The following is a 16,265-nucleotide window of genomic DNA, read 5'->3' on the forward strand; positions in this document are numbered from 1 at the left end:
GGGTCAGCGCTGCGGTCAGTGCTTCTGCTCGGTCAGGGCCTGCTTGGCGGTGGCCGTGACGCCGTCGGTGAAACCCCGGCAGTACTCCCAGGACACGTAGGCCGCCGGGTTCGGGTCGAACGCCGGCTCGTGCGGGCGCATCCGGCCGTCGTTGAGCAGCTGTTCCAGCGACGCCCGCAGCAGCGCCCAGTCGTGGTAGTGCGGTTCCTGGCACTCGGCGCAGTCCACGACCACCCCGCGCACCTCCCGCTGTTCGAGCAGCGCCTGGTAGACGGCCAGGTCCCGCAGGTCGGCCAACAGTTCGGCCCGCTCCTGGGCGGAGACGGGCTCGTCGGTGACCGAGGCGGCCTCGTCGTCCAGCGCCCGCGCGGGGTCGTTGGGGTCTCCGGCGAACGGGTCAGGCGGTAGTGCGTCGTCCCTCACGACCACGCACGGTACCGGGCGGAGGCGTCGGTGGGTCCGGATACCATGGTTCAACGCGCCGCCGCCTGCGGAAATCGGCAAGAAGAAGGGCCACGATGACCACCGCTGAGGGAATCCCGGCCAAGTTCGCCATGCTCGGGCTGACCTTTGACGACGTGCTGCTCCAGCCGTCGCAGTCCGATGTCGTGCCGAGCGAGGTCGACACCAGCACCCGCCTGTCGCGCAACGTCACGTTGCGTGTTCCGCTGGTGTCCGCGGCGATGGACACCGTCACCGAGGCCAGGATGGCGATCGCCATGGCCCGGCAGGGCGGCATCGGGATCCTGCAACGCAACCTGCCCATCGAGGAGCACGCGCGGCAGGCCGAGACGGTCAAGCGGTCCGAGGCCGGCATGGTCACCGACCCGGTCACCTGCCTGCCCACCGCGACGCTGGCCGAGGTCGACGCGCTGTGTGCGCGCTACCGCATCTCCGGGGTGCCGGTCACCGACGCCGAGGGCATGCTCGTCGGCATCATCACCAACCGCGACATGCGGTTCGAGGTCGACCACACCCGCCCGGTCAGCGAGGTGATGACCACGGTCCCGCTGGTCACCGCCCAGGTCGGGGTGTCGGCCGACGCGGCGCTGGGGCTGCTGCGCCGGCACAAGGTCGAGAAGCTGCCGATCATCGACGGCGCCGGCAAGCTGCGCGGGCTGATCACCGTCAAGGACTTCGTCAAGACCGAGCAGTTCCCCAACGCCACCAAGGACCCGGACGGCCGGCTGCTGTGCGGGGCGGCCGTCGGCGTCGGCGAGGACTCCCGCAAGCGGGCGATGACCCTGGTCGAGGCCGGGGTCGACGTGCTCATGGTGGACACCGCGCACGGCCACTCGCGGGGCGTGCTGGAGATGGTGGCCCTACTGAAGAAGGAACTCGGTGACGCGGTGGACGTGGTCGGCGGCAACGTCGCCACCCGGGCCGGCGCGCAGGCGCTGGTCGAGGCCGGGGCCGACGGCGTGAAGGTCGGTGTCGGGCCGGGGTCGATCTGCACCACGCGGGTGGTGGCCGGGGTCGGCGTCCCGCAGATCACCGCGATCTACCAGGCCGATCTGGCCTGTCGGCCGGCCGGGATCCCGGTCATCGGCGACGGCGGCATCCAGTACTCCGGCGACATCGCCAAGGCCATCGCGGCCGGCGCGTCGGCGGTCATGCTGGGCAGCCTGCTGGCCGGCACGGCCGAGGCGCCCGGCGACGTGGTCCTGGTCAACGGCAAGCAGTTCAAGACCTACCGGGGCATGGGGTCGCTGGCGGTCATGCAGTCCAAGGGCGAGGCCAGGTCCTACTCCAAGGACCGCTACTTCCAGGACGACGTGCTCAACGAGGACAAGCTGGTCCCGGAGGGCGTCGAGGGGCGGATCCCGTTCCGCGGGCCGCTGTCCCAGGTCGTGCACCAGCTCGTCGGCGGGCTGCGGGCGGGCATGGGCTACACCGGTTCGGCCACGGTCGCCGAGCTGCAGAACGCCCAGCTGGTCCGGATCACCGCGGCGGGGCTCAAGGAGAGCCACCCGCACGACGTGACCATGACCGTCGAGGCGCCCAACTACACCACGCGCTGAGGCGCGCTCGCTCGGAGGTAGGACAGTGCGGGATCTTGTCGAGATCGGCATGGGCCGGACGGCGCGGCGCGCGTTCGGTCTGGAGGACGTGGAGATCGTGCCGTCGCGGCGCACGCGCTCGTCCAAGGACGTGTCCACCGCGTGGCAGATCGACGCCTACCGGTTCGACATCCCGCTGATCACCCACCCGACCGACGCGGTGGTCTCGCCGTCGACGGCGGTGGAGGTCGGGCGGCTGGGCGGGCTGGGGGTGCTCAACGCCGAGGGCCTGTGGGCCCGGCACGCCAACGTCGAGGAGGCGCTGGGGCGGGTGCAGGCGGCCGTCGACGACGCCGACCTGACGGCGCTGACCCGGGTCCTGCAGGAGCTGCACGCGGCCCCGATCCGCACCGAGCTGATCGCCGAGGCGGTCAAGAAGGTCACCGAGTCGGGGGTGACGGCCGCGGCGCGGGTCAGCCCGCAGCGGGCGGCCGAGCTGACCCCGGAGCTGCTGGCGGCCGGGGTGGAGATCCTGGTCGTGCAGGGCACGATCGTGTCGGCCGAGCACGTCTCGCGCGGCGGCGAGCCGCTGAACCTGAAGAACTTCATCGCCGACCTCGACGTGCCGGTGATCGCCGGCGGCGTGCACGACTACCGCACGGCCATGCACCTGATGCGCACCGGCGCGGCCGGCGTGATCGTGGGCTACGGCTCGGGTGAGGCCACCACCACCGAGCACGTGCTGGGCATCGGCGTGCCGATGGCCACCGCGATCGTGGACGCGGCCGCCGCCCGCCGCGACTACCTCGACGAGACCGGCGGCCGGTACGTGCACGTGATCGCCGACGGCGGTGTGCACGTCTCGGGCGACATCGCCAAGTCCGTGGCCTGCGGCGCGGACGCGGTGATGCTCGGCGCGCCGCTCGCCCTGGCCAGCGAGTCCCCTGGCGGCGGGCTGTACTGGACGGCCGCCGCCGCGCACCCGTCGCTGCCGCGCAGCCGGGTCGAGCCGGTCGCCGGCCCGGACGAGGTCGTCGACCTGCGCACGCTGCTGTTCGGCCCGTCGGCCGACGCCGACGGCCTGATCAACCTGTTCGGCGCGCTGCGCCGCGCCATGGCCAAGACCGGCTACTCGGATCTCAAGGAGTTCCAGAAGGTCGGCCTGACGGTTCGCGCCGGATGAGCGGCAGCGACAGAGCGTGCGCCGTCTGGACTGAGGGGCGCGCGCAGGCGCGTCAGCGCCGGGCACGCGACGAGGGAAGACGGCGTGTTGGCGGCGGAGCGGGAGCGGAGCGACCATGAGCACCTCCACCCGCAGGAAGGTCGTGGTCTCGGGCGAAGGGGTCGCGCTCGGGGAGGTGCTCGACGGGGACCGGGAGTGGCTCGGTTCGCGCGACGACGGGGCTTTCGACGTCGACGACGACGGGCGGCGCCCGGAGCACCATGTCCAGGTGCACCGGCTGGCGGTGGTGGACCTGTCCGACGGGGAGCTGGTGGGCCAGGTCAACTGGCACCCGGTCGGGCACGGGCGGACCAGGGCGTGCGGGGCGTGGAACATCGGCATGTCGCTGCTGCCGAACGCGCGGGGGCGCGGGGTCGGTGCGCGGACGCTGCGGCTGCTGGCCGAGTACCTGCTCGACACCACCGACCTCGACCGGATCGAGGCCAGTACCGACGTGACGAACGTGGCCGCGCAGCGTGTCCTGGCCAAGGGCGGGTTCCGCGCCGAGGGTGTGCTGCGGGGCGCGCAGCTGCGTGACGGGGTGCGCCACGACCTGGTCCAGTACGCCCTGCTGCGGAGCGATCTGGAGCCGCCGGCGGCGGGGTCGCCGCGTGCGGTGGTGGCGTCCGGGGACGGGGTGGCGCTGGCGGTGCCGGTGGCCGGTGAGCGGGAACGCTACGTGCGGGCCTCGGTCGGCGAGTTCACCGTGGACCGGGACGACCGGCCGCAGGTGATGGGGCCGTCGCACAGCACGCTGCTCAGCGTGCTGGACGAGCGGGAGCACACGCTGCTCGGCGGGGTCAGCTACCACGCGGTCGACTACGGCGGCACGGTCGGCTGCGCGGCGTGGAACATCGGCATCGCGCTGCTGGCCGGCGAACGCGGCCGGGGGGTCGGGTCGACGGCGCAGCGGCTGCTGGCCGAGTACCTGTTCGCCACGACCGAGGTGGACCGGGTGGAGGCCAGTACCGACGTCGACAACGTCGCCGAGCAGAAGGCGCTGGCCAGGGCGGGGTTCACCCGGGAGGGTGTGCTGCGCGGGGCGCAGCTGCGTGGCGGGGTCCGGCGGGATCTGGTGCATTTCGGGAAGTTACGTACTGACCAGTAGATAACGCGCCGGCCGCTGGCTAGCCTCAGTGCGTATGGACTACGACGTGGTGGTGGTCGGCTCGGGTTTCGGCGGCAGTGTCGCCGCGCTGCGGCTGACCGAGAAGGGCTACCGGGTGGCGGTGGTCGAGGCCGGTCGCCGCTTCGCCGACGACGAGTTCGCCGAGACCTCCTGGGACTTCCGCCGGTACCTGTGGGCGCCCGCGCTGGGCTGTTTCGGCATCCAGCGCATCCACCTGCTGCGGGACGTGATGATCCTGGCCGGCTCCGGCGTCGGCGGCGGCTCGCTGGTGTACGCGAACACCCTCTACCGCCCGCTGGCGCCGTTCTTCACCGACCGGCAGTGGGCCCACCTCACCGACTGGGAGGCCGAGCTCTCCCCGCACTACGACCAGGCCTCGCGGATGCTCGGCGTGGTCACCAACCCGTCGACCACCCCGGCCGACGAGGTGATGCGCAAGGTCGCCGCCGACCTCGGCGTCGCCGAGTCCTACCACCCGACGCCGGTCGGCGTGTACTTCGGCCGGCCCGGCGAGAACGCGGCCGACCCGTACTTCGGCGGCGCCGGCCCGGCGCGCACCGGCTGCACCGAATGCGGCTCGTGCATGACCGGCTGCCGCGTCGGCGCGAAGAACACCCTGGTGAAGAACTACCTGTACCTGGCGGAGCGGGCCGGGGCGAAGGTCCTGCCGCTGACCACGGTGACCGCCGTGCGTCCGCGCGCCGACGGCGGGTTCGCTGTCGACCTGCGGCGCACCGGCCACCGCACCCGGGCCAGCGTGACGGCCCAGCGGGTCGTGCTGGCGGCCGGCACCTGGGGCACCCAGCGGCTGCTGCACGCCATGCGCGACCAGGGCGTCCTGCCGGACCTCTCGCCGCGCCTCGGCGAGCTGACCCGCACCAACTCCGAGGCCATCATCGGCGCCGGGCGCACCTCGGTGGACCCAGACCGGGACTTCTCCCGGGGCGTGGCGATCACCTCGTCGATCCACCCGGACGAGACAACGCACATCGAGCCGGTGCGCTACGGCCGGGGCAGCAACGCCATGGGCCTGTTGCAGACCATCGCCACCGACGGCGCGTCGGCCACCCCGCGCTGGCTCCAGGTCCTGCGCTACCTGGTCCGTCACCCGGCGCGCAGCGCCGCGCTGCTGCGGGTGCGCCGGTGGAGCGAGCGGACGGTGATCCTGCTGGTGATGCAGAGCCTGGACAACTCGATCACCACGTTCACCCGCAAGGGCCTGTTCGGCCGCCGCCGCTACACCTCGCGGCAGGGCCACGGCGAGCCGAACCCGACGTTCATCAGGGCCGGCTACGAGGCCAACCAGCTGGCCGCCAAACACATCGACGGGATCGCCGGCGGGACCTGGGGCGAGGTGTTCAACATCCCGCTGACCGCGCACTTCATCGGCGGCTGCCCGATCGGCGCGACCGCCGACGACGGGGTGATCGACCCCTACCACCGGGTGCACCACTACCCGGGCCTGTCGGTGGTCGACGGGTCGGCGATCTCGGCGAACCTGGGCGTCAACCCGTCGTTGACGATCGCCGCGCAGGCCGAGCGGGCGTTCTCGTTGTGGCCCAACAAGGGTGAGCCCGATCCCCGGCCGGAGCCCGGCGCGGACTACGCGCGGATCGAGCCGGTCGCGCCGAAGGCCCCCGCGGTGCCGGCGAGCGCGCCGGGGGCGCTGTCCGTGGCAGGCTGGGACCGTGGCTAAGTCGTTCGCGTCCAGCGGAGATCTCGAGGCGAAGTCGGAGACGTTCACCGAGCTGGCGGACGGGGTGTACGCGCTGACCGCGGAAGGCGACCCGAACGTCGCCGCCGTGGAGGGCGAGGACTTCCTGGTCTGCTTCGAGGCGCGGGCCACCCCGGTGGCCGCCCGGCGGTGGCTCGACCTGCTGCGGGAGCGGACCGACAAACCCGTGCGGTACCTGGTGCTCAGCCACTACCACGCGGTGCGGGTGCTGGGCGCGAGCGCGTTCGGGGCGGGCGAGATCATCACCCACGAGCGGACCCGCGCGCTGATCGCCGAACGCGGGCAGGCCGACTGGGCCTCGGAACTGGCGCGGATGCCCCGGCTGTTCGAGGACCCGTCGTCGATCCCCGGCCTGACCTGGCCGACGCTCACCTTCGCCGACCGGCTGACGATCCCGCTGGGCGGAGACCGGGAGCTGGTGCTGGCGTACTGCGGGCGCGGGCACACGGCCGGTGACATCGTGGCGTGGCTGCCGGCCGAGCGGATCCTGTTCGCCGGGGACCTGGTCGAGGCGCGGGCCGCGCTCTACACCGGCGACGCGTTCCACCGCGACTGGGCGACGTCCACCTTGGACACCGTGGCGGAGTTCCCGGCGGTGGCGCTGGTCGGCGGGCGCGGGCCGGTGGTGCACGGCGAGGACGAGGTCCGCGCGGCGATCGCGCAGAGCCGCCACTTCCTCGACGAACTGTGCCGCACGGTCGGGCAGGTGCACGCGCGGGCCGGCACCCTGGCCGAGGCGTTCGCGGCGGCACACGCGGCACTGGTCGACGAGTACGGCGGCTGGCCGATCTTCGAGCACTGCCTGCCCTTCAACGTCGCGCGCCACTGGGACGAACTGGACGGGATCGACTGGCCGAGGGTGTGGACCGCCGAACGCGACCAGCGGGTGTGGGCGGAGTTGCAGTCCTGAGCGCGCGGGACACGCGGCCGGTGGTGATCGCGGGAGCCGGGCCGGTCGGCATGGTGGCGGCGCTGCTGCTGGCCCGCTGCGGGGTGCCCACCGTCGTGCTGGAGGAGCAGCCGCGGCGGATCGCGGTCGGCAGCCGGTCGATCTGCGTACAGCGCGACTCGCTGGACATCCTGGAACGGGCCGGGGTGGGGGCGGCGGTCGCCGAGTCCGGGGTGACCTGGACGCGCGGCCGCACCTACTACCGCGAGCACCAGGTCGCCGAGATCACCTTCCCGGTGCTCGGCGACAGCGCGTTCCCGCCGTTCGTCAACACCCCGCAGTCGGTCGTGGAACTGTTGCTGGAGGACCGGATCGCGGCCGAGCCGCTGGTCGAGGTGCGGCGCGGGCAGCGGGTGGTGGGCGTCGAGCAGGACGCCGACGGCGTCACCGTGTCCACGTCGGACTCAGAGGTCCTCGGCTCACACCTCGTCGGCGCCGACGGCGGGCACTCGGCGGTCCGCGAGTCACTCGGCCTGCCGTTCCCCGGAACGTCCTACTCGGACAAGTTCCTGATCGCCGACCTGCGCGCCGACCTCGGCCTCACCGTGCCGGAACGCCGGTTCTACTTCGACCCGCCGTGGAACCCCGGCCGCCAGGTCCTGCTGCACCCCCAACCCGGCGGCGTGTGGCGCATCGACTGGCAGGTACCGCACGACTTCGACCTGGACGCCGAACGCGCCGGCGACGGCCTCGACCGGCGGATCAGGGCCGTCGTCGGACACGGCGACTACGAGATCATCTGGCTGTCGGTCTACCGGTTCCACCAGCGGCGGGTACCGGCCATGCGCGTCGGGCGGGTCCTGCTGGCCGGCGACGCGGCGCACGTGATGAGCCCGTTCGGCGCGCGCGGCCTCAACTCCGGGATCTGCGACGCCGACAACGCCGCCTGGAAGATCGCCCTGGACCGCGCCGGGCGTGCCGGCCCCGGCCTGCTCGCCTCCTACGACACCGAGCGCGGCGCCGCCGCCGAGGAGAACCTGCGGGTCACCGGCGAGACCATGCGCTTCCTCGTCCCGGGCACCGACGCCGACCGCGCCCACCGCACCGACGTCCTGACCCGCGCGGTCACCGACGAACACGCCCGCGACCAGATCGACTCCGGCCGCCTCGCCGAACCCCACCACTACCCCGACTCGCCGCTCACCACCCCGGTTCACCCCGGTGCCGTACCTGGCGCCGAACCTGCTGCGGCCCGGCGCGCCCTGCCCGGACGCCCGGCTGGAGTGGGGCATGCGGCTGCGTGAACTCGTCGGCCCGCGCTTCGCCGTGCTCACCCACTGGTGCCCGTGGCGCCCGGCCGACGACTGGGAACGCGAACTCACCGGCCGGCCCGTGCCGCTGGACCAGTCCGCCGACGACACCCTCGCCCGGGCCATCGGGCTGGCGCCCCGCTCGCTCGCCGTCGTGCGCCCCGACGGGTACCTGGCCGCCAGGATCACCGAGCCGCAGGTGCCCGCCCAGCTCGCGCCGCTGGTCAGCGCGGCCCTGCGGCGCGCGACCGGGTGGTCGCCGGCAACCTGACCAACGCCAGGACGTCTACCAGGCGTGCTCACCCGCCGAACGTTCCTCGGTGCCGCCGCCGCGCTGACCGCCGGCGCGGCCACCGCCTGCTCGGGCACCACCGGCGACCCGCGTCCCACCCCGACCAGGTCCTCCACCGCCCTGCCGCCACCGACGACCACCGCCACGACCGAGCCGGGACCGCCCGACTGGGCCGGCCTGGCCGCCCGCCTGCCCGGCGGCCTCCACCTGCCCGGCCAGCCCGGCTACGACGCCGCCCGCCGGGTGTACAACCCGCTGTTCGACGGCCGCCGCCCGGCCGCCGTGGCCCGCTGCACGCGCGACGAGGACGTCCAGGCCTGCGTCGAGGTCGCCGCCGGGTCACGGATCCCGATCGCCGCCCGCTCCGGCGGGCACAGCTACGCCGGCTACAGCAACCCCGACGGCGCGCTGGTCGTCGACCTCAACCCGCTCTCGGGGGTGGAGGTCGCGCCGGACGGCACCGCCGTTGTCGGCGCCGGCACCCGGCTGATCGACGTCTACGCCGGCCTGGCCGCCGCCGGCCGCGCCCTGCCGGCCGGGTCCTGCCCGACCGTCGGCGTCGCCGGCCTGACCCTGGGCGGCGGCATCGGCGTGCTGGCCCGCAAGTACGGCCTGACCTGCGACCGGCTGGTGTCGGCGCGGATCGTCACCGCCGGCGGCGAGGTCGCCACGGTGTCCCAGGCCCAGGACCCCGACCTGTTCTGGGCGCTGCGCGGCGGCGGTGGCGGCAACGTCGGCATCGTCACCTCGTTCACCTTCGCCACCGAGCCGGCGCCCGAGCTGACCGTGTTCTCGCTGCGCTTCGGCGTCGGCGCCGACCAGGTGCTCGGCGCCTGGCAGAACTGGGTCGCCGACCTGCCCGACGAGCTGTGGACCAACTGCGTGCTCTCCGCCGGGTCCCCACCCGGCGTGCGGATCGGCGGCTGCTTCGTCGGCGACGAGACCGGCTGCCGGCGCCAGCTCGACCGGATCGGGCTCACCGCGACCTCGGTGCTGCTGTCCACCAGGAGCTACCTGGACGCCATGCGCTACTTCGGCGGCTGCTCCACCCGCGACCTCGCCCAGTGCCACCCGGAGACCGAGGGCGGACAACTGGGCCGCGAGTCGTTCGTCGCCTCGTCCCGCATCCTCGACGGGCCGGTCGACCCGGCGGCGGTGACCGGCCTGCTCGCCGGCCGAACCGGCCTTGACCTGCTGCTGGACTCCCTCGGCGGCGCTGTGTCAGCGGTCGCGCCGGGCGACACCGCGTTCCCGCACCGGGGCGCGCTGGCCAGCGCCCAGATCTACGCCAACACCGCCGCCGGTGCCCGGGCCGCCACCGACCAGGTCGGCGAGGTCCGCGACGGCCTCGGCGCACTGGCCGGCGCGAAGGGCTACGTCAACTACATCGACCCGGCCATGCCCGACTGGGCCGACGCCTACTACGGCCAGAACCTCCCGCGCCTGCGGGAGGTCGCCAGCCGCTACGACCCCGACGGCGTGTTCGCCTTCCGGCAGGGCCTCACAGCTCCAGACCGGTGAGCACCATGATCCGCTCCTCGGTGAAGTCGTTCATCGCGCTGCGGATGCCCTCGCGGCCGACCCCGGAGCCCTTCACCCCGCCGTAGGGCATCTGGTCGGCGCGGAAGGACGGCACGTCGCCCACGATCACGCCACCCACGTCCAGCTCGGCGCGGGCCCGGAACGCCACCTGGACGTCGCGGGTGAACACCCCGGCCTGCAGGCCGTACTGGGAGTCGTTGACCTGCGCGAACGCGTCGTCGATGCCGTCGGTGACCGACACCGCCAGCAGCGGGCCGAACACCTCCTCCGACCAGGCCTTGGCGTCGCGGGGGACCTCGGAGAGCACGGTCGGCTCCAGGCTCGCGCCGTCGCGCTTGCCACCGGCCAGCAGCTTCGCGCCCCCGTCGACGGCCTCCTGGACCCAGGTCTCCAGCCGCCGCGCGGCCGCCTCGTCGACCAGCGGGCCGACCTCGACGTCCGGGTCGTGCGGGTCGCCGGTGCGCAGCCGGCCCACCGCGCCCAGCAGCATCGGCAGGAACTTGTCGGCGACCTTGCGGTCCACCAGCACCCGCTGCACCGCGATGCACGACTGCCCGGCCTGGTAGTTGCCGAAGGTCGCGATCCGCTGCGCGGCGAAGTCCAGGTCCGGCCAGTCGGCGCAGACCACGGCCGCGCCGTTGCCGCCGAGTTCGAGCACCACCTGCTTGCGCGGGGCGGCGTCCATCAGCGACCAGCCGACCGGACCCGATCCGGTGAACGACACCACCGGCAGCCGAGGGTCGGTGACCAGCGCGGAGGTCTCCTCGTTGCCCAGCGCCAGCACCGAGAACGCGCCCTCGGGCAGGTTGGTCTCGGCGAGCAGCTCACCGAGCAGCAGCGCCGAGAGCGGGGTGCGCGGCGCCGGCTTGACGATGATCGGCGCGCCGACGGCGATCGCCGGGGCGATCTTGTGCGCGACCAGGTTCAGCGGGAAGTTGAACGGGGCGATGCCCAGCACCGGGCCGCGCGGCACCCGCCGCACGATCGCCAGCCGGCCCTCCGCGGTCGGATCGGTGTCCAGCCGCTGGACCTCGCCGGAGAACCGGCGGGCCTCCTCGGCGGCGAACCGGAACGTCGACACGGCCCGGTTGACCTCGACGTTGGCCCACTTGAGCGGCTTGCCGTTCTCGGCGGTGATCATCTCCGCGACCTCGTCGGCGCGTTCGCGCAGCGAACGGGACACGTGGTCGAGGGCGGCGGCCCGCAGGTGCGCCGGCGTCGTGCGGAACTCCTTGGCCACCGCCACCGCGGCGCTGACCGCGCGCTCGACCTGCTCGGCGGTGGGCACACACACGGTGGCGATCTCGTCACCGTCGTAGGGGTGGTGCACCGCCAGCGTCTGGTCGCTCTGCTCGGCCTGGCCGGCGATCCAGGCCGGCCGGGGGGTCGGCAGGTGCGGCTCTGTCGCGTTCATGCCCCCACCGTAGTTCCTTCCGGCCCGTGACATGCTTCCGTGGTGACGCAGAATCTCCACCGGCCGGTCATCGTCGTCGACTACGGAGCGCAGTACGCCCAGCTCATCGCTCGGCGGGTACGCGAGGCGCAGGTCTACTCCGAGGTCGTACCGCACACCGAGGACGTGGCGTCGCTGCTGGCGCGCGACCCGGCGGCGATCGTGCTCTCCGGCGGCCCGTCGAGCGTCTACGCCCAGGACGCCCCCGAGGTCGACCCGGCGCTGTTCGACGCTGGCGTGCCGGTGTTCGGCATCTGCTACGGCTTCCAGGCCATGGCCAAGGCGCTGGGCGGCACCGTCGAGCACACCGGCTCCCGCGAGTTCGGCCGCACCGAGCTGTCCACCGAGCTGTCCACCGAGCTGTCCACCGAGCCGGCCGCGCGGGGCGGCGTGCTGCACGCCGACCTGCCGCCCCGGCACCCGGTGTGGATGAGCCACGGCGACAGCGTCACCAAGGCCCCGGCCGGGTTCACCGTCACCGCCGGCTCCGACGGCGCGCCGGTCGCGGCGTTCGAGGACCTGACGCGGCGGTTCGCGGGCGTGCAGTACCACCCGGAGGTGGCGCACAGCCCGCACGGCCAGCAGGTGCTGCGCCGGTTCCTGCACGACGTCGCCGGCCTGCGCCCGTCGTGGACCATCGCCTCCATCGTCGACGACCAGATCGCCAGGATCGCCGCCCAGATCGGGCAGGGTCGGGCGATCTGCGCCCTGTCCGGCGGGGTCGACTCCGCGGTGGCCGCCGCGCTGGTCCAGCGGGCCATCGGTGACCGGCTGACCTGCGTGTTCGTCGACCACGGGCTGTTGCGCTCCGGTGAGCGCGGGCAGGTCGAGCGGGACTTCGTCGCCGCCACCGGGGTCAACCTGGTGACCGTCGACGCGGCCGACCGGTTCCTCGACGCGCTCGCCGGGGTCACCGACCCCGAGCAGAAGCGCAAGATCATCGGCCGGGAGTTCATCCGGGTCTTCGAGCAGGCCGAGCGCGACCTCAAGGCCGAGGGCGACTACCGGTTCCTGGTGCAGGGCACGCTCTACCCGGACGTCGTCGAGTCCGGCGGCGGCACCGGCGCGGCCAACATCAAGAGCCACCACAACGTCGGCGGACTGCCGGACGACCTGGCCTTCGAGCTGGTCGAGCCGCTGCGTGACCTGTTCAAGGACGAGGTCCGCCGGGTCGGCCTTGAGCTGGGTCTGCCGGAGATGATCGTGGCCCGCCAGCCCTTCCCCGGGCCGGGCCTGGGCATCCGGATCATCGGCGAGGTCACCGCCGAGCGGCTGGCGACCCTGCGCGCGGCCGACGCGATCGCCCGCGAGGAGCTGACCTCCGCCGGCCTGGACAACGACATCTGGCAGTGCCCGGTGGTGCTGCTGGCCGACGTGCGCAGCGTCGGCGTGCAGGGCGACTTCCGCACCTACGGCCACCCGGTGGTGCTGCGCCCGGTGTCCAGCGAGGACGCGATGACCGCCGACTGGACCCGGCTGCCCTACGACGTGCTGGAGCGGATCTCCACCCGGATCACCAACGAGGTCGCCGAGGTCAACCGGGTCGTGCTGGACGTGACGTCCAAGCCGCCGGGCACCATCGAGTGGGAATGAGCGAACGGGTGGCCTCCGGTCGGAGACCACCCGTTCGTGGTGTGAGGGGCGGGGACGCGCTCAGCGTTTGCGGCGGCCGCCGCGCAGCGAGGAGGCCAGCATCAGCAGGCCGACCAGGCCGGCGCCGCCGGCCAGCACCCACCTCGGGTCCATCGTGGGCACCCAGACCTGGCCGTCGGTGAGCACGTAGGCCGAGGCGAACAGCGTCGCCAGGCCGACGAGCAGGGTGAACAGGTCCGGCCAGCGCCGGGCCTCGGTACGGTCGTCGTCGCGCTCAGCCACGGTCCACATCCAGACTTCCGACGCCCACGTCGATGGTCATGTACACCTGGAGTCCGCCCGGCCCGTCGACGCCGTGGTCGACGATCTCGGACAGCTCGTCGTTGTCGATGCCGTCGCGCTTGTGGTCAAGGCAGTTGGTCGTGCCGACGTTGGTCCGGCAGGTCAGCCACACGTCCGCGTTCGGCGGCAGGTCCACCTTCACGTCCCCGACACCGAGGTCGATCCGGGTGTCCACGGTGCCCGTGTCGGGCAGTTCGGTCAGGTCGAGCTTGACCGAGCCGAGCGAGCGGTTGTACTCCGGTGTCACGTGCGCCACCTCGGTGGGCCGCGCGTCGATGTCCCCGACGCCGTGCCAGCCGTCCGGCGTGATCGCCGTCAGGCCGATCCCGATCACCGACAGCGGCACCGCCAGGCCGATCAGGCCCCGGCCGCCCCGCACGAACGACCCGGCGACCAGGCCAAGGCCCAGGACGGCCATCGCCACGCCGATGATGTGCTGCGCGTCGAGCCAGCTGTTGTCGGCGATCGACATGCCGGCCACCGTGATCAGCGCGACACCCACGGTCACCAGGCCGATGCGGGACCTGCGCCGGCGCACCGGCGGTGGCGGCGGCTCCTGCTCGTCCAGCGGCGGGTTCGGGTCTGGCAGGTCCCAGGCGAAGGGCGCGGCACCGAGCGGGTCCCACGAGGGCGGCGTGTTCCTCGGCTCGGGCTCCGCCACGCGCTCCTCGGCGGCCGGGGTCTCCTCCGGCAGCGGCACGGTCGTCCCACCGGCGGCCGGCGTCGACATCGGTGTCGACACAGGGGGCGGCACCGGGCTCGACATCGGCATGGTCGGCATGGTCGGCGGCACGGGGGGCATCGGCGGCATCGGGGGCATCGGGGCCTCCGCCGCCGGCCGAGGTGACGCGCTGGCCTGGTCGCGGCGCAGGTGGCCGCGTCCCCGGTGCAGCAGGTACAGCGCCCCGGCGCAGATCAGCAGGCCGAGGAAACCCGGGTAGAACCCGTTGAAGAACCAGCTGAACAGCGGGATGAACGACAGGCACAGCAGCACCGTGAACATCGACGACGTGGAGCTGCGCCCGCGCCCGATCAGCGACTCGAACGGCGACACCTCGTCGTCCTGCTCGGGCAGGAACAGCCAGCCCATCAGGTACACGACCAGCCCGGCGCCCCCGTAGACGGCCGCCACGACGAACCCGATCCTGACCAGCGTCGGGTCGATGCCGTAACGGTTGGCGATCCCGGCGGCCACGCCGGCGATCTTGCGGCCACGCCGCGGCCGTCTCGGCCGCGTCGCCCAGAAATCCTGTGCAAGCTCCTCCACGTCGGCCAGGCCGCCGCGGTTCGATCCCGTTGTCCCACTCACGGTAACGAGCATTCCCGCTGGTCGCGTTCGGCACATCCGGGACGACCCCTGAGTTTGACCCGGAGTCAGGGTTGGCGCGCTGTTCGGGGTATTTCCCCGATGATCCGGCATCCTGGACGTGTGACCATGGAGCGGTGGTCGTACAGCAGGTGGTGGTGAACTCGGACATCGAGCGCGTGCCGGCGAAAGCCCCGGAACCGGTCGACGACGTGCGGAAGATGCGTCGGCGGCGGTCCGGGCGTGCCGTGGCGGGGGTCGCCGGGGGGATCGCCGACCACCTCGACATCAAGGTCCTGTGGGTGCGGCTGGCGTTCGCCCTGCTGGCCGCGCTCGGCGGCGCCGGGGTCCTCGCCTACGGCCTGCTGTGGATGTTCGTGCCGCAGAGCAAGCGCGAGGAGCAGGTCAAGGAGGTCACCCGCAAGGAACGCCAGCAGGCGCGCGGGCTGCTCGCCCTGGGCTTCGGCCTGGCGCTGGGCCTGGGGACCCTGTCCGGCACGCTCAACGGCTGGGTGGCCGGCGGTGTCGGCGTCACCCTGGTCGGTATCGCGCTGGTCTGGCGGGAGGCCGACGAGTCCACCCGCAAACGCACCCGGGCCGGCGTCTCGTCGGTGCTGCTCGGCGACGGCGGACGCAGCGCCCTGGTCAGGGTGCTGTCCGGGGCCGCGCTGGTGATCACCGGGATCACCCTGTTCCTGGTCCGCAACGTCAACATCGACCAGATGCAGTTCGCGCTGCTGTCGGTGCTGGCCGCGCTGATCGGGGTGGCCGTGCTGACCGTGCCGTTCTGGCTGCGCCTGGTCCGCGACCTGGGCGAGGAGCGCCGCGAACGCATCCGTTCCGAGGAGCGCGCCGAGATCGCCGCGCACCTGCACGACTCGGTGCTCCAGACCCTCGCGCTGATCCAGAAGCAGTCCGAGGCCCCGCGCGAGGTGCTGCGCCTGGCCAGGGGCCAGGAACGGCAGCTGCGTGGCTGGCTGTACGGGCCGTCGGGCTACGGCAAGGGCGGTGACCCGTCGGACGCGATGAAGTTCGCCGAGGCCGTCGCGCAGGCCTGCGGCGAGGTCGAGGACACCTTCGCCATCCAGGTCCAGCAGGTCGTCGTCGGCGACTGCGAGCTGGACGAGAAGCTCACCGGCCTGGTGTTCGCCGCCCGCGAGGCCGTGGTCAACGCCGCCAAGCACGCCGGGGTGTCCGAGGTCAGCGTGTACGCCGAGGTCGAGTCCGACCAGGTGACGATCTTCATCCGGGACCGGGGCACGGGCTTCGACCCGTCGGCCGTGCCGACCGACCGCCATGGCCTGGCCGACTCGATCCGGGGCAGGATGGAACGCAACGGCGGCGAACTGCGCCTGCGGACCGCGCCCGGTGAGGGCACCGAGGTCCAGCTGCACATGCCACGCGCTACCGTCGGAGCCAGGTCGGCGTGAGCGCCGACAGGACAGAGAGGGA

Annotated in this window: 14 protein-coding genes; 10 read left to right on the forward strand and 4 right to left on the reverse strand. The window is 73.1% G+C overall.

Annotated features, from left to right (window positions below; all coding sequences use genetic code 11):
* Positions 1 to 15 precede the first annotated feature (15 nt).
* Entirely contained in the window at positions 16 to 429 is a 414-nt protein-coding gene (locus tag BLA60_RS38400) for a DUF5319 domain-containing protein (RefSeq protein ID WP_075138010.1), read from the reverse strand.
* Between the two features lie 89 nt (positions 430 to 518).
* Between BLA60_RS38400 and guaB the strand changes: the two genes are divergently transcribed.
* The 8 genes from guaB (at position 519) to BLA60_RS46370 (ending at position 10,098) form a co-directional block, all read left to right on the forward strand.
* On the forward strand, positions 519 to 2,021 hold the full coding sequence (guaB, locus tag BLA60_RS38405) for an IMP dehydrogenase (protein ID WP_075138011.1): 1,503 nt from the start codon (positions 519 to 521) through the stop codon (positions 2,019 to 2,021).
* Positions 2,022 to 2,046: 25 nt separating this feature from the next.
* A complete protein-coding gene (locus BLA60_RS38410) occupies positions 2,047 to 3,183 on the forward strand; it encodes a GuaB3 family IMP dehydrogenase-related protein (RefSeq protein ID WP_075138012.1) in 1,137 nt (378 codons plus the stop codon).
* 115 nt (positions 3,184 to 3,298) lie between these two features.
* Entirely contained in the window at positions 3,299 to 4,330 is a 1,032-nt protein-coding gene (locus tag BLA60_RS38415; RefSeq protein WP_075138013.1) for a GNAT family N-acetyltransferase, read from the forward strand.
* Between the two features lie 34 nt (positions 4,331 to 4,364).
* A complete protein-coding gene (locus tag BLA60_RS38420) occupies positions 4,365 to 6,047 on the forward strand; it encodes a GMC family oxidoreductase (protein ID WP_075138014.1) in 1,683 nt (560 codons plus the stop codon).
* Complete coding sequence (locus BLA60_RS38425) at positions 6,040 to 6,996, forward strand: MBL fold metallo-hydrolase (protein ID WP_075138015.1); 957 nt, start codon at positions 6,040 to 6,042, stop codon at positions 6,994 to 6,996. Before BLA60_RS38420 ends, BLA60_RS38425 begins: the two co-directional genes overlap by 8 nt.
* Positions 6,997 to 7,016: 20 nt before the next feature.
* Entirely contained in the window at positions 7,017 to 8,279 is a 1,263-nt protein-coding gene (locus BLA60_RS38430) for an FAD-dependent monooxygenase (protein WP_245812454.1), read from the forward strand.
* Positions 8,266 to 8,556 (forward strand): hypothetical protein, encoded by a 291-nt coding sequence (locus tag BLA60_RS45990; protein WP_154814890.1) that lies wholly within the window; start codon positions 8,266 to 8,268, stop codon positions 8,554 to 8,556. Before BLA60_RS38430 ends, BLA60_RS45990 begins: the two co-directional genes overlap by 14 nt.
* A gap of 24 nt (positions 8,557 to 8,580) precedes the next feature.
* The gene (locus BLA60_RS46370) at positions 8,581 to 10,098 is read left to right on the forward strand and encodes an FAD-binding oxidoreductase (RefSeq protein ID WP_075138016.1); all 1,518 of its coding nucleotides are present in this window, start codon (positions 8,581 to 8,583) and stop codon (positions 10,096 to 10,098) included.
* On the opposite strand, the gene BLA60_RS38440 is transcribed toward BLA60_RS46370, so the two are convergent.
* Entirely contained in the window at positions 10,079 to 11,533 is a 1,455-nt protein-coding gene (locus BLA60_RS38440; RefSeq protein WP_075138017.1) for an aldehyde dehydrogenase family protein, read from the reverse strand. The two genes, BLA60_RS46370 and BLA60_RS38440, sit on opposite strands and share 20 nt — an antisense overlap.
* 42 nt (positions 11,534 to 11,575) lie before the next feature.
* Here BLA60_RS38440 and guaA point away from each other — a divergent pair, with 42 nt between their 5' ends.
* Positions 11,576 to 13,165, forward strand: a complete 1,590-nt coding sequence (gene guaA, locus BLA60_RS38445) for a glutamine-hydrolyzing GMP synthase (RefSeq protein WP_075138018.1) — start codon at positions 11,576 to 11,578, stop codon at positions 13,163 to 13,165.
* 60 nt (positions 13,166 to 13,225) lie between these two features.
* Here the strand turns inward: guaA and BLA60_RS38450 are convergent, their stop codons facing one another.
* Both BLA60_RS38450 and BLA60_RS38455 read right to left on the reverse strand, forming a co-directional pair.
* Complete coding sequence (locus BLA60_RS38450) at positions 13,226 to 13,456, reverse strand: DUF3995 domain-containing protein (protein ID WP_075138019.1); 231 nt, start codon at positions 13,454 to 13,456, stop codon at positions 13,226 to 13,228.
* Complete coding sequence (locus BLA60_RS38455; protein WP_162293077.1) at positions 13,440 to 14,816, reverse strand: PspC domain-containing protein; 1,377 nt, start codon at positions 14,814 to 14,816, stop codon at positions 13,440 to 13,442. The genes BLA60_RS38450 and BLA60_RS38455 overlap by 17 nt, the downstream gene beginning before the upstream one ends.
* A 134-nt stretch (positions 14,817 to 14,950) precedes the next feature.
* Here BLA60_RS38455 and BLA60_RS38460 point away from each other — a divergent pair, with 134 nt between their 5' ends.
* The gene (locus BLA60_RS38460) at positions 14,951 to 16,243 is read left to right on the forward strand and encodes a PspC domain-containing protein (RefSeq protein ID WP_425427130.1); all 1,293 of its coding nucleotides are present in this window, start codon (positions 14,951 to 14,953) and stop codon (positions 16,241 to 16,243) included.
* Positions 16,244 to 16,265: the final 22 nt, after the last annotated feature.

It is taken from the genome of Actinophytocola xinjiangensis, from assembly GCF_001921215.1.
In the GTDB taxonomy this organism is placed as follows: Bacteria; Actinomycetota; Actinomycetes; order Mycobacteriales; family Pseudonocardiaceae; genus Actinophytocola; species Actinophytocola xinjiangensis.